The organism is Nocardiopsis sp. L17-MgMaSL7, assembly GCF_003182025.1.
GTDB classification, from domain to species: domain Bacteria; phylum Actinomycetota; class Actinomycetes; order Streptosporangiales; family Streptosporangiaceae; genus Nocardiopsis; species Nocardiopsis prasina.
Genome location: NZ_QGTF01000002.1, coordinates 547,137 through 560,359 on the forward strand (window position 1 = coordinate 547,137; position 13,223 = coordinate 560,359).

At 65.5% G+C, this 13,223-nt stretch carries 13 protein-coding genes; 2 read left to right on the plus strand and 11 right to left on the minus strand.

The window, feature by feature from the left end:
• Nucleotides 1–1,811 precede the first annotated feature (1,811 nt).
• Complete coding sequence (locus BDW27_RS05050) at nt 1,812–2,639, minus strand: hypothetical protein (protein WP_233515639.1); 828 nt, start codon at nt 2,637–2,639, stop codon at nt 1,812–1,814.
• Between the two features lie 361 nt (nt 2,640–3,000).
• Between BDW27_RS05050 and BDW27_RS05055 the strand changes: the two genes are divergently transcribed.
• A complete protein-coding gene (locus tag BDW27_RS05055; RefSeq protein WP_370446429.1) occupies nt 3,001–4,404 on the plus strand; it encodes a hypothetical protein in 1,404 nt (467 codons plus the stop codon).
• Here the strand turns inward: BDW27_RS05055 and BDW27_RS05060 are convergent.
• The 4 genes from BDW27_RS05060 to BDW27_RS05075 form a co-directional block, all read right to left on the minus strand.
• On the minus strand, nt 4,398–5,294 hold the full coding sequence (locus tag BDW27_RS05060) for a phosphotransferase enzyme family protein (RefSeq protein ID WP_110048397.1): 897 nt from the start codon (nt 5,292–5,294) through the stop codon (nt 4,398–4,400). The two genes, BDW27_RS05055 and BDW27_RS05060, sit on opposite strands and share 7 nt — an antisense overlap.
• 80 nt (nt 5,295–5,374) lie before the next feature.
• The gene (locus tag BDW27_RS05065; protein WP_017546959.1) at nt 5,375–6,049 is read right to left on the minus strand and encodes an HIT domain-containing protein; all 675 of its coding nucleotides are present in this window, start codon (nt 6,047–6,049) and stop codon (nt 5,375–5,377) included.
• A 13-nt stretch (nt 6,050–6,062) separates the two neighbouring features.
• Nucleotides 6,063–6,995 (minus strand): DUF2797 domain-containing protein, encoded by a 933-nt coding sequence (locus tag BDW27_RS27990; RefSeq protein ID WP_017546960.1) that lies wholly within the window; start codon nt 6,993–6,995, stop codon nt 6,063–6,065.
• Entirely contained in the window at nt 6,992–7,726 is a 735-nt protein-coding gene (locus BDW27_RS05075) for a hypothetical protein (RefSeq protein ID WP_233515641.1), read from the minus strand. Before BDW27_RS05075 ends, BDW27_RS27990 begins: the two co-directional genes overlap by 4 nt.
• A 414-nt stretch (nt 7,727–8,140) precedes the next feature.
• On the opposite strand from BDW27_RS05075, the gene BDW27_RS27390 reads away from it, so the two are divergent.
• Nucleotides 8,141–8,398, plus strand: a complete 258-nt coding sequence (locus BDW27_RS27390; RefSeq protein ID WP_199560546.1) for a hypothetical protein — start codon at nt 8,141–8,143, stop codon at nt 8,396–8,398.
• Nucleotides 8,399–8,700: 302 nt separating this feature from the next.
• On the opposite strand, the gene BDW27_RS27685 is transcribed toward BDW27_RS27390, so the two are convergent.
• From BDW27_RS27685 to BDW27_RS27060, 6 genes are all read right to left on the minus strand, one after another.
• Nucleotides 8,701–8,916: a hypothetical protein gene (locus BDW27_RS27685; RefSeq protein WP_233515642.1), complete on the minus strand. Its 216-nt coding sequence runs from the start codon at nt 8,914–8,916 to the stop codon at nt 8,701–8,703.
• 676 nt (nt 8,917–9,592) lie between these two features.
• A complete protein-coding gene (locus BDW27_RS05095) occupies nt 9,593–10,000 on the minus strand; it encodes a hypothetical protein (RefSeq protein ID WP_233515643.1) in 408 nt (135 codons plus the stop codon).
• Between the two features lie 755 nt (nt 10,001–10,755).
• Nucleotides 10,756–11,082: a DUF397 domain-containing protein gene (locus tag BDW27_RS28120; protein WP_110048399.1), complete on the minus strand. Its 327-nt coding sequence runs from the start codon at nt 11,080–11,082 to the stop codon at nt 10,756–10,758.
• A 105-nt stretch (nt 11,083–11,187) separates the two neighbouring features.
• On the minus strand, nt 11,188–11,457 hold the full coding sequence (locus BDW27_RS27695; protein ID WP_233515644.1) for a Scr1 family TA system antitoxin-like transcriptional regulator: 270 nt from the start codon (nt 11,455–11,457) through the stop codon (nt 11,188–11,190).
• 13 nt (nt 11,458–11,470) lie between these two features.
• A complete protein-coding gene (locus tag BDW27_RS28125; protein WP_370446424.1) occupies nt 11,471–11,884 on the minus strand; it encodes a helix-turn-helix domain-containing protein in 414 nt (137 codons plus the stop codon).
• Between the two features lie 810 nt (nt 11,885–12,694).
• The gene (locus BDW27_RS27060) at nt 12,695–13,192 is read right to left on the minus strand and encodes a hypothetical protein (protein WP_146223244.1); all 498 of its coding nucleotides are present in this window, start codon (nt 13,190–13,192) and stop codon (nt 12,695–12,697) included.
• Between the last annotated feature and the right edge of the window lie 31 nt (nt 13,193–13,223).

Consider the following 13,223-nt stretch of genomic DNA (forward strand, 5'->3'; position numbering starts at 1 on the left):
GGCGTAGTCACAGGAGCCCCCTGTTTTCACCGCCTCCCCTCCCCGAGAGAAGGGGGACCGCACAGGAAAGGTTTCCCTAGATTCACAGAGAATTCCTTTATCGCCAGCTCAATCTGCCCCAGCACGCCGGGGCCGACCAGCACACCGAGCACGCGCACCGAGCCCAAAGCATCCCGAGCCCCACACTCTCTCCGGGGCGCCATTCCATGCATGCGAGAATGCACCTTTGGCCACGCAATTCTCTATCAGAGAATCTCATGCAAGCAACGATGAAATGATACCCCTCCAACCGGACCAAGATCGAAGCATGCACCCTTGGACACTTGGAGGAACTGAGTGATAAATGAGCACTCAAAGAGCGAAGAGGGGGCGGACGGGCGGGCCGGGGGGAGCCAGGAGGGGGCGCCTGGGCCGAGGGGTCGAGGGGTCAACGCCAGGGCCCCGCCCCCTACGTGAAGGTGACTACCCACTGGGTATAAGTCTGGTTTTGAGTCACACTCCTCAAACATGATCTGACCTGCGAGAATGAGTGTTTCAGGGGGTCCACAGGCGTGGAGGGTGCGTTGGAGTACTGATTCACTGGCTCTCACCCGCCCCGCAGAGCATGCCTGGGCCGGAGACGAAGGGTGTGGGGAGACTCAGGCGAGCCTTCGCAGATCGGGTGATGATTTTCTTTTCCATACTGCTTTCCACCACGAAGCGGCGGCGCAGTTTCACCGAAGAAAAACCTTCGAAAGACCTCAACTGATCCCTTGGCATGAGGCCTTCGGCAGTCCTGCTTCGCATCCTTGTGTGCCGGTCAGTGTGTACGGGCAATCACCGAGCATGTCTCGCTCACCGCACCGCCTCGGTCGACGACCTCGACAGACCCCGCACCCCGTCCTCTCTGGGACTGGCAAGTCAGGGAATCGAAGCAGGGCCGTCCCCTGGAAGGGAACGGCCCTGGAAACTTCCGTCCGAGGTCAGGCCACGGGTTGCCGCAGTGCCTGCCACTGACGCACCACTGCGGCCAGGTCGCTCATATCAAGCGGCGGCTCACCACCACCTCTGCGCACAGCCCCAGGTGCCGAGCCCTCTCGACGAGGTGCAGGTGGCACCGGCTTCGCTCGATGCCGGGCGTGCTGTTTCTTCTCGTGCACGGCCAGGTACAGGCGCACCCCGCGCACCCCGTCATCGTCCTCACACCACCCACGCCGCCCCGTGTACAACTCCCGCCGGTGGGGCAGACCAGCCAGGCGCGTGTCCGTGTGAGCTTCCCCAGCACGGGGCCGAGGAACCTTCACACCCACCTTGCCCGCAGTCTTCCCCAGAACAGATTCACGGCCTCGGGGCGGACGCCGCGCCGGCAGCGGTTGACGCACCTCAACCGCCGGTCGAGTGCTCTGCCCGGTCGGGCTACAGAACACAGCGGCGAGCACCGCCCCCAGGACCCAACGCAGGTGCTCGCCCCAGCCCTGTCGGCGCTTGCGGTGCCGCCCGCTATGCTTTTCCACGATCTCCTCCTGCTGCAATCAGGTGGGGATGAAGCCCCGGCTCGGTGTTCACAGCACCGTGTCGGGGCGCCTCCACGACTTTCTTCTTCGTTCTCCATCAAGGTGTGGCCTGGTCGGGTGTCGATGGCCCCGGGCTCGCACGCCACCCGGAACTGCACTTCCCACACACCACACAAAAAGCACAAAAACCCCTAAAGCCCGCAAGGAATACGCTGTTCCCGCAAGGCTGGTCGATGTTCGCTTGGGTGAGCGAGGTTCTTCAACCCCACACGAAAAAAAAGGAGTGGATTCCCTCAGACCAGCACCGACATCGCTTCATCACCGCAGGGCGTTACCCTGTGCCGTCCGGGCTTTATTCACACGGTCTTTGATGAGGTCCGCGCTCACACCGAACTCCCGCCCCATGCCCGCATAGGTCTCCCCTCCCCCGAAGCGGGCCAGGAGCTCACTGTTGAGCACCCCCAACTCCTTGGGCGGCCGGTGGCCCTGGCGGGAAACCGTGCCTGCGGCCTTGCGCTTGAGGGCGCGTTGCTTGCGTAGCCGCACCAGGTACATCACGTTCTGGTGGCGCGCCCCGGGCCGGTCATAGCCCCACATCTTCGAGGGGGTCTCGCCCTCGTGCCACAGTGCGAAGAACGCCCGTCGGGCTCGGCCCAAGGTCCGGGTGAAAGCCGCCGCGTCCATGTTCACCGCGCGCTCAGCTCGGCGGCGGTCGTCGTGTTCGGCCAGTGCGGTCAGCACCTGGCGATGGGTCGGTGTGAGGGCTGTCCAGATCTGCGCCAAGGCGATGCGGTCCACGAGCAGGTCTTCGTGGGAGTGAGCGGGTGCTGAGGCGCTGGTCCAGTAGCGCAGGAACGCCCTGGAGACCAGGGCTTTGTCCTTGCCGCCCAGTCCGTGGGCTTTGAGGTCCTGGTAGTGCTGGGCCTTCATCGCCTTCCACCCGATCGCGATCAGCTCGGTCTCCCCCGGGCGCACCGCCACCAGGTGCAGATGCTCGGTGATGGCCTCCCACGCGTTCTCGGTACGGTGGACCATGTCCATGCCGTTCACCCAGCGGCACTCCCGCGCCGCCCACACCGCCAACCGCACCACCTGGAAGGCCGTGTAGCCGTGCCCGACCACGTCATCGGCCCTGGGCCGGGGCAACAACGGCCCGAACTCGTTCGAGCCGTGTGGTGTTTTCGAAGCGCGTCTGGTGGGGTTGTGGTCGCCAGTTTCGAAGGAATCGGGTTCTGTCCTCGAAAGTCCCGGGGAATGGCAGTGTCCGCCGGGGTCGGTGCTGTGTGCGGGCCCCTTACGGGTGCGGTGCGAGCTTATCGCCGCCACGGGTCCGGTCTTGGATGTTGTCGCTGGGGTCATAGGGCCACTGTCCGGAGAAACCGCTGACATCCCCATGACCGTGCGGGCATGGTGGTCATGACAAGCCGGTCATGGCGGAGCTGGAGTTGGCGCCCGTAGTCTTCTGTGCCACCCACCCGCCCCGAGGTTTCGAGTGGAAGGCACCCCCGTGTTCTGCGGAAACTGTGGTCGATGCCGAGAGAGCGGCGACTGCTCGTGTGTGCCCGCGCGGTTCTGGCGCATCCCCCAGGTCCGGCGGGCCGCGGCCGAAGGGGACGCCAACGCGCTCATCCTCCTGTTGCTCCGGCACACCGACCTGGCCCAGGACGCCATCGCGCGCATGTGCGACCTGTCCCAGACAATGGTCTCCCGGGTTCTGAGCGGCCAGCGGGAACTGCGTAAGCAGGAGACCGTACGACGGGTGGTCGAGGGCATCACGCACGGGTACGACATCCCCTCCCCCGTGGTGGAGCGCGTCCCACCGGAGCTGGGCCTGGAACTGAACGGTTCCCCGCAGAAGACCGCCGAAGTCCTGGGGCAGGTGGCTGGTGTGGACGTGGAGGACCTCCCAGGGGTGAAGCAGCAGCCACCGGCCTCGGCGGTCAGTTCCGCGGTGCTTTCCTGGTTGGTGTCCGGTCCCGCCTCCGGTGGGGTCGAGGCTCACGTGGCGGAGGGTCCGGTCGCGGCGATCCGCAGCGCGTCAGCGGCGTTCTCCGCGCTGGACAACCGATTCGGCGGTGACAACGCGCGAGCGGCGGCGGTGCGCTACCTCAACGACACGGTGGTTCCACTGGTTCGGGAGTCCCGTTCGGAGAGGGCCAGCCGGACTCTGTTCGCGGTGTCCGCGGAGTTCGTGCTCTCCCTGGCGTGGATGTCCTACGACGCCCAGCGCAACGGCGCCGCCCGCCGCTACTTCGTTCAGGCTCTGGACCTGGCCGCGCACGCGGGCGACCGGCTGCTCGGGGCGAGTGTGCTCTCGGCCATGAGTCACCAGGCCAACTACGTCGGTGCGCACGCCGAGGCGCGGGATCTGGCGCGGGCAGCGTTGAGCGGTGCCGGGGCGCGGGCGACGCAGACCATGCGGGCGCAGTTCCTAATGATGGAAGCGCGTGCCCACGCCGCCGGGCAGGACAAGTCCGCGTGTTTCCAGGCGATGAGTGAGGCGGAGCGGGCTTTCGGTCGACGTGACCCGGGGTCCGATCCGGGGTGGATCGGCTACTTCGACCATGCGGAGTACTCCGACGAGGTCGCCCACTGCCATCGCGATCTGGGCCATGCCCATGTGGCGCGGCGGTTGGCGGAGCAGAGCCTGGCGTCCTCGGTCGGGGAGGAGTACGCGCGCAGCCGGGTCTTCACTCGTCTGGTGTTGGCGGCTGCCGTGCTGGGGCAGGGCGAGGTCGAGGAGGCCTGCTATCTGGGCTCCGTGGTGCTGCCGCAGGTGCGGGCGACGTCCTCGGCCCGGTGCGTGGGCTACCTCGACGCGTTCGCCCGGAGTGTGCGGCCCTACCTCGGGCAGCCGACGGCGGACCGGTTCCTGAACCAGGCTCGGGCTGTGGTGTCGGCTGCTCAGTAGGGGTTCCATGCCCGTGGGCGTCGGGGGTCGGCCAGGTCGTTGATGCGCTGGTCGATCTCGGCGTCGATCTCGGAGCTCTCCCCACGTTTCTGGGCGAGCCAGGTGGTCATGCGCAGTTCCCGGATCTGCTTGTAGAGGGGGTAGCCCTCCCAGGCGGTGACGTCGAACCCGTAGGCCTCGCAGAAGTCGGCGTACTCGGCCTCGCTGTGCCAGCCCAGGTCCCGGTAGAGGGCGGTCAGGACCAGGTCCCACTCGGGTGGGCCCCAGCAGATGCCGTCCAGGTCGAAGAGCACCACGCCGTGCGGTGTGGCCAGGACGTTGCCGATGTTGGCGTCGCCGTGGATGACATGGGTACCCAGCACCGGTTTCGTGGTCGGAAGGCGGGTGGCCAGGTCACGGTGAACTTCACGCAGTTGGTCGCGTTGGGTGGAGCTGAGGCCGGGTGCGGTGTCGATGCGTTCGGCCACTCGGTCGAAGTGGTCCAGGTCGGGGAGGTCGAGGGTGGGCGGCGGGGTGAGGCCGTGCAGCGTGTGCAGGAGGCGCGCCAACTCCCGGGGGACGGTCCACTCCCCTTGGACACCCTCCCAGAGCGTGACGGCGGTGCCTTCGGCCAGAAGGGGTTGTTCGCCGGGCAGGGGGCGGCTCACCGGCAGGCCCTGTTCGGCCAGCCATCGGGCGGCCCGCACCTCCCGGTCAGCCTCCGCCCACCTGGCGACGGAGCGTTCGACCCGGGCGATGACGGCTCCGTCGCGCAGGCGGAACACCGCGCGCTCCCCCATCCGGATGAGTTCGGGCCCTTCGTGAGCCGACGTCTCGGGGACGCCCAGGGCCTGGGCGGCGGTGTGGACGGCGCGCGGGGCGCGCTCGGTGAAGTCCTCGGTGTGGGCCACGGGCCCCAGCCTACGCCGGGGCCGCGCGCCCAACCCGCGCCCGGATGGAGCACTCCGTTGTGTGGAGTGGACGGGGTGATTCACCTGGTGGTGAGGGCCGTGCTCATACGGCGCACTCGGTCGGTCTGGGGGAAGGTGAGCCAGTCCCACTCCCCTTCTTCCGCTCCCATCCAGGTGGCCAGGCAGCGGCGGAAGAACTGGGAGGGTGCTCCGGTGGCAGTGCCGATCCAGTCCTGGTCGGGTGTGCCCAGGGCGAGGTAGGAGCGTTGTTCCTCCTCGACCAGGCGGCGGGAGGCGCTGATCCAGTCCGTGCAGGGCCGCATGGTGACGGGGGCCGGGATGTGGTCGAGGAAGCGCTGGTGGTCGTGGTCGGTGGCCACGACGTGGATGTGGGTGTGGTCGTAACAGGCTCCGCCTTTGTCGCGGAAGTCGAGGCTGCCGTGTTCGAAGACGAGGCTGTCCAGGCCGCTGCGTTCTCGGATGAGGTCGGTGACCTGCGGGATAAGGGTGCGAAGGTCGGCGTGTTCGGCCTCGTCCAACCAGCCCACGGAGAGGGTGTGGCGCTTGGAAACGATGAGCAGGTACCAGTCGGTGAGTGCCCCGATGCAGGGCATGACGACGAAGTGCTCGCTCTCCAGGAGCACGTAGTCGGTGCGGCTGCGGGCCAGGCCGAGGTCGTAGAAGAGGTTGGAGTCGTCGCCGCCTTCCACCTCGCAGCAGAAGGTGCAGATCTCGCTCAGGGTGATCTCGTGCACGGGGTCCTCCGGATCAGAACAGGGTGGGCGCGCCGGTGGGAGCGTCCTCGACGGTGGCCGGGACCAAGGAGCGGCCGATGAGCCTGCTCAGGTCGGCGCAGTGACGGGGCGCGTCGGGTTCGGGGCCGGTGGAGAACACGGCGACGGGGCCGACGGCCCCGGTGATGTGCAGTCGGTGGGTGCCCTGGGTGAGGTCGTCGGGGTGGGCGAGCACGGGGGCGGATTCGAAGACGGCGGTGGAGCAGGCGGGCCGTACCCAGGGTTCGGGGGCGGCGAGCACTTCGGTGCCGGGCTGGTTGTCGGCGATCTTGTTCAGGTAGGGGGTGACCTGGGCGGCGAGGTCGGTCAGTTTCGTGATGAGTGCGGTGGTGTCGATGCTGTTCTGGAGGCCCAGCACCTTACGGCGGGTTTGGACTTGTTGGGGCAGCCCGAAGTGCTGGGAGACGGCCGATTCCAGGTTGCGGATGGTGGCGCCGTCCTTGGTGCGGGCCAGATAGAGGGCGGCGACGGGTCCCTGTTCGGCCAGTCGGCTGCGGCGGCGTGAGTCGGCGGCGGTGCCGACCTTGGTCGTGCCGTTGGCGAAGACGTCGAGGTAGAGCCAGTGCGGCTGCTGGAGGTAGTCGCGGATGTTCTCGGGCAGCGCGTCGGGGGTGCGGTGGGCCTGGTGGGCGGCGATGAACCCCTCCTTGTACTGACAGCGTCGGCACTGTTTGCCCCGGGTGACGACCTCGTCGGTGCGGCAGCGCACGTGCCTGCCCTCGGCTCCGGTGAGGTCGAACCAGCCGATGCAGCGGCGCTGCTCTCCGTCGATACGGAAGGCGTGTTCACCCAGGAGGGGGTGGAGCAGGCTGTTTTCGGGGTGGTCGGGGTCGGTGGTGCGCAGGCGCGGGGTGTCGGGGTCGCTCCAATCCAGGCCGAGAAGGGTGACAGGTGCGGTCGGGTTCATGCCAGGCTCCGGTGCAGGATCGTTTCGATGTGGTGCAGGCAGCGGCGGCGCCGGGTGGCGACCGGGGTGCTGCGTTCGGCGTACAGGCCGTGGTCGTGGGTGCCGTTGAGGTTGTCGGTGACGATGTGCAGGTAGTCGAAGGGCACGTTGGCGGTGGTGGCGGCGAGGGCCATGTGTCCGATCTCGGGATCCACCACGTCGAAGTGTGCACGGTGTTGCTCGAGCCAGATGCGGGTTTCGTCCAGGACGCTGGGGACCGTGATGTGCCGAACGCCGGTGCGGAGTCCGGGCAGCGTGGGGTCGAGGTCCAGGGCGCTCTTCCAGGAGACGGAGTGGCCCTTCACCTGGGTGGTGGTGCCGGTGACGACGACGGTGTTGGGCTCCATGTCGGACTGGAGGCCGCCGAGTTTGCCGACGTAGAGCACACCTGAGGTGTGGCCGCGGGTGATCAGGGCGGTGACCAGGTCACCGGCGAGGTCACCCCAGAAGCTGAATTCGCATCCCAGTAGGAGGGCGGTGGAGCGGCCGATGCGGGCGGTGCGCCAGCCGAAGCCGGGGCGATGGTTCCAGTCGGTGCTGGAGGCGGGTGCCCGGGTGAGGAGGGGTTCGACGTAGCCGAGGATCGCCAGGTCATGTGCGGGAAGGTTGCGTGGGAGCCAGTGGTCGACGAAGGCCAGCCCTTGCCCCGGGACGGGGTGCTCGACGGTGATCTCGGCCGGTAGGTCCGTCATAGCGCAGGCCGCGCCTAGAAACTCCGCGTAGTGGTGGGTGTAGTCCTGGCCGGGAGGGACGACGCAGTGCAGGACTCCGTCGGCGAGGGTGGAACAGTGCCGGATGTGCGCCGAGCAGTTCCTCTGGGGCGCGGGCGGTACGGGTCTGGTAGTCGGTGAAGTCGTCTGGGGACGTCGTGGCCTTCTTGATGGTGAAGGCGCCGTGTTCGGAGGGTTTGGAGGTTCAGGCCCTACGGATGGTGGCCACCCCACAAGGCCCTCGGGTAGAGGTGCGCTGGTTGAAGAGAGAGGGGACGTGTTGTTGGGAAGTGCTGGGGTGTCCTGTTGCCAGGTGCCGGGCTCGGGCACACTGCTGCGGATGTTCTGGGCGGAGAGTCCGTAGCGGCTGGAGTGGTGCAGCTTGAGACCGAACGGATGGCCCAGGTCTTCGAGAAGCGCCGTCAGATGGCGGCGGTGTTCACGAATCCACGCCACGAGAGTGGCGATCTGCCAGTCATCGACGCAGGCCGGTCGTTGTCGGATTCCGTGTTGGGGATCGTGGAAGCGAGCCGTCTGGAGACGGGTGTCCGGGACGGTGAGTTCGAGGCCATCGTCCTTGACCACCAGGACGGCGGGGGTGAGGAGGCTGTCCAGCTCCCAGATTCCGGGGACGATCTCGGCCACCACCACTGACTCGTAGACTGCGAGTTCAACGGAGAAAAGCACCTGTTCATAAGGCTGCACTAGTACAGACAACCCCGGCGCGAGATCACCGATCCACTTCGCCGCGGCTGCCGGTGTGGCGCCGACCAGGCGAGGCAGGTTCCGTTCCTCGGAGACGGCCGCGGTGCGCAACACCAGGAGTCGGAGCTCGGTGAAGCTGTCACGCAGAGCCCGAGTACTCACCTGGTGCGGTCGCCGCACGACACGGATCGGTACACGCAGCAGCCCGTGGGCTTCGAGGGCGCTGACGGCCTCGATCTTGTCCCACCCGCTCATGAGGCCCACCCCAGGGCAGCACGCGTGATCAGGCGGACTTGGAGCACCAGGACGGTCGCGCCGGTCCAGGACCACTCCACGTCGACTTCGAACCCGAAGTGAGCGCTGAGCTGTTGGCACAGGGAGTGGAGCTGCGCGGTGAGGGCGAGGCTCGGGACCTGATCGAGGCCGGTAGAGGCCCTGAACCGGCGGGCGTCACGCCGAACTCGCATGCGCAACGGCATCCGGCGGTGGCTCCGTCCGGGTACTGCGATGCTTCGACCAGCAGGCGATCCTGGCTGAGGAAGGCCACACCATACAGGGAAGCTTCCACCTGTTCCTGGACCAGAACGCACCCGCCCGGGACGGCCTCCAAGTCCTCCCGTGAGAGCAGATCCTGGTCAATGACCCGGGCCAGCGCTGAGGAGTCAGGCGGACAGTTCAGCAGCGACACCGATCGCCCCGCATGTGCGCGCTCCAACCCGTCTTCCAGGGTCGAGCTGGTGCGCACCACGACCCGGCGGGGCCGGTAGAGCTCCAACCACGTGCGGAGTGAGGCGATCGCTTCACTGGTTCCGTGCGCCAGACCCGCAGTACTGAGGCAGAGCCCCGGAGGCACGGGGAGCCCGAGGTCAGCGACCTGGCTCAGCCGCGCCGCCTTGTGACCCCACAGGTCGGGGACCAACCGCTGCGAGAGCAGGTCAGCCACCAAGGCGCCACCTGCTCTCGGCGCGGGTCGTCAGGCTGAATGCTGCTTCGATGAGTCCGTCCATGCCCCCACTGTGGCCAGCCCAGCGGAGCTATCCCATGACCAGCCAGTCGTAGATTCACCGACGTGGTGCAGCGGCTCCATCGTGAGTGACGGGAGGCGATCCCGGCCCACACCAGAGCTCGGACAGGGCTCCTCATTTACGGCGGATCTGCAGGAGACAAACGGATCTTCACCCACTGGGCTTCCTCCGGTCGGCGGGGATCCAGGTCGACCTGCATAAGCCAGCGCCCGGGGCGGAGGGGGATCTCGTCGAAGCCGTCTGCGTCACCGATCGAGAGAACCCCGGAAGGCAGGACGATCACGGACGCGTGGTCGGACGAGGCCATGGGAACAGCGTGGACGTAAACGTTCAGTTCGACGTCGGCGTCGTGCGGGTCCACTATGCGGCTGTTGGCCACCTGGATGGCGACATGGTCGTCCACGGCAAAGAACGGGCCGTCGCCGGAGAGGTGATCGCCATCCCCGTCGTAGCCTCCAACGTCATAGCAGTAGATGCAGCCCCAGTAGTAGTCGCGTACGCAGTGGAGCACGGGTTCGGTCGTCATGGTCACCCAGTGTGCGATACCGCAGCGACACTCCACCGCGCCGTCAGGGCTGGCTCAAGGGCCCAGAGACGCTGGCGCGCAAGCTGAGGAAAGACGACGTTCGAGTACGTGCCCCGACAGACGGGCGATGGACAAGTACGTCGCGAGGTGCCATCGGACGCCGCCAGGGGCCGGTGCGTGCTCCGTTGGTGCTCCGCAGTTTTGGACCGGGACGTCACCGGGCGGCACGACGCGGCACAGAACGGCATCCTGATTCGGATGGTGCGGGACGCAACGACACGAGGTGACACGTGCCGATACCCAACCATAGAACTTCTCATCCGACGGTCGCAGGTTCGAATCCTGCTGGGTGCACCACAAACCCCTAGTTCAGACGGGGTGCACGAGGAACTCGGAAGAGGTCCTCGCCGCGTTTCGGGGGCTTGTGTGCTCCCCAATCGGAACACAGTCGCAGCAGCACCCGCGAAAACCCCATCGGACTTGGCCACCTCGTAGCCACGCCACTCCTCGGATCGGTTGAGTCCCTCCCACCAAACCTCCTGGGACAGTCCCACCCGCCTCATAACTGCCTACAGGAAGGCCTTCTGGCAGGATTTGGGGCGCTTTGAGAACGCCTCGTTCCCTCCAGCGCCCTTCCGTCACCCCTCCGCTGACCCAACGACGAACACCGTGTTGAGGCAGTGCTGACAGAGCAAGCGCAAGAACCTATCGGACCGTAAATCCGACGCAGCGTTTTCCCTAGACGAAGCCGACAGTTAGGACTTGCCTACCCCGATCAGCCGACCTGGTTGGCCACCCGCTCTAGAGCGCGGAACAGCATCTTGGCGGCTCATCACCAGTCGACCAGCTGTGCCTCGAGAGCGCACGGAGCCGGCCGGGCCTCGCGAAGCCAGAGCTTCGAGGCAGCCACTGCCAGGAGGAGCATCCCACTGCTCACCGGGAAACTCCAGGTGGCCCGACCCCCGGTTCCGCGAATCCCGAACGAGAACGGAACCCACATCCCTCCGCGCTTCCACGCAGTGGCCCTGGTTGCCGCTGTAGCTAGACGTCCGCCAGGTCGTGTCCACGGTTGTTCGCCTCACAGTGATGCGACGAAGTGCAGGCTCTCATCCGGAGAGAGCGCGAGACTCCTCAGATGCCTGTACTGCTGCTGGGCAGTTTCCCACGGTCACCTGGTCAGTGATCACCTAACCCGATCCGGGCGTCTCCGCGTACACGAGCGCCTCCGCATGGTCCATGTCGAGAATGACCAGGGGACCGTTCATCGCGCTGTGCGCGCCGCGACCGAACGAGAGCACCTGAATCTGTACAGCAGGATTCGACGCCCGCCGCAGCAACGCCTGGAACTGCCTCTTCATCACCTCCGCTCCCCCAACCTGCCTACGCAAGGCGCCCTCATCGATCACGAACAGAGTGAGCGGCGCCAGGTCCCGGTCGAGGATCTCCTGACGCCCCAACCTGGCTTCGAGTTCACGTTGAACCGCCAGCGTGGGCAGAGGCGGGAGGCTTGCACACCGCTAGTGCGTAGTTCCTCGTCCTGCAACGAGCCCAGGTCGCTTGCGGCTGGAATTCATAAATGAACCGTGCCTTCTCCTGCAGTTCCACGAAGCCCCCAGCCTGGACCGCACCTACTTTTAGCTCCGGGTCACAGGTTCCGAAGCCACCAGTGAGCACCCAGCGCTTAACCCTCAAGTTAGATTGGAACTTGGACGGACATCGAATACCGCGCTCCACTGCACCTATCCGCCGTTTCGACATTCCGGAGACTTTTCCCAGAGTCGATTGCGACATACCCAACAATTCGCGCAAGCGCCTTAGTTCCAGACCAAAGAGCGCAGTAGCGCCGCAGGGGGCGCCTTGGGGGCCATGGAACCAGGCAACCACAAGAAGCCATGGATAAATAGCTAGGACACTAGTTCAAATTCAGCAGCAACGACCACATGTGGAGTATTCACCGTCCTATCAGGCATAGTCGTTCCACACTCAGCGGTTCCACTAGCCAGGATTGGCGCCGCCGTTCCTAAACAGAACCCGTGACCGCCATTCCCTGAGGCTGAACCGCCATGACGCCCGTGAGGTGAGAACATGCCGCCGCGCGATTTCCGCCGCCAACATCAATGACGGCTGGGCACTCCAACCCTTGATACGAGGTGTCCCCGCCGTGCGCTCCCGTCGCGCCCGACTACTTCCCGACCCGGGCCACGATGATCCTGCACTCGGGCATCGTCACCGCCACCGCGTCCGCGCTAGTGCTCGACGTGGTCTTCAACGTCCTAGGCGGTACGGATCGACCACATCGGCCCGGACCCGCTCCCGAGGACTGAGCCTCTTCCCGTGCGGATACTGGGGCCATGAGGAGGTTCGGGTGGAACCAGCCCCCCCCTCCCAGGGTCGATGAATTCTGAGGAACAGCCAAGTAAGGCCACCTCAGCAAAGGTTCGCCCCGTTCACACCTCTCTCGTCCAGTCGTGAGACCTCGCATCGAACGTCAAATATCAGACACATAAATCCAATCCCATCGAACGCGCCCCCCAAACCGATCCCAGACGAGCTAATCACCACCAAGCGCAACCAGATCCAATGAGGCATAAAGGGCGACTGTCAACTTCTCCCACGCAGAGGAAGTTTCATTCGCGACTTACCATTCCTCTAACTGCCAACCTCGCCAACTCCAGAAAAACGGCGAACCTACCCTCAGGAATTACCAACAAAGCCACTCAGTGCCCAATAAATGGCGAATGAAGCAATCCAGATAATCGGGAGCTTCAGGAGGCTCAAATTCGTGGATCTTGAAATTTCTGCGCCTCCACCATCTACTCCCTCGCCAGCTCGCAGCAAGTGCGCATTGAGCCCCTCCGCCGCCCTGGAGGCACTGGGACTCCCAAACACGGAGGCCAACAAGGATCCTTCGAACGCAGGCACATTCAACATATCTCCGCCGTTAAGCTCGACAAGCAACTCTCCGCCAACCACCCAAACCCTGGAAACCTGAGCCATCGCAACGGTCGTCTTCAGAAAGAAGCCTCGAACAACGATGTCACCGTTGTCAACGGATACATCCCTCCAAAGAGTTATCTTCAGACTAAACCAGAGATACACAGAGAATATGGTTGTCAAAACCAAGACACCAGTCAGCGCCAAAGGTTCACCAATAATCGCAAGCCCAAACAGGATCCAAACAAGGGAGCTCACGAACAAACCTAGACAAATCGTCCCCCTGCTG

Excerpts from the sequence above, each read along its gene's own strand:
- BDW27_RS27990 (WP_017546960.1), bottom strand. The coding sequence starts at position 6,995 with ATGAACCCGACCGCACCTGTCACCCTTCTCGGCCTGGATTGGAGCGAC.
- BDW27_RS05075 (WP_233515641.1), bottom strand. The coding sequence starts at position 7,726 with ATGACGGACCTACCGGCCGAGATCACCGTCGAGCACCCCGTCCCGGGG.
- BDW27_RS27390 (WP_199560546.1), top strand. The coding sequence starts at position 8,141 with ATGGCCCAGGTCTTCGAGAAGCGCCGTCAGATGGCGGCGGTGTTCACG.
- BDW27_RS27685 (WP_233515642.1), bottom strand. The coding sequence starts at position 8,916 with ATGCGAGTTCGGCGTGACGCCCGCCGGTTCAGGGCCTCTACCGGCCTC.
- BDW27_RS05095 (WP_233515643.1), bottom strand. The coding sequence starts at position 10,000 with ATGACGACCGAACCCGTGCTCCACTGCGTACGCGACTACTACTGGGGC.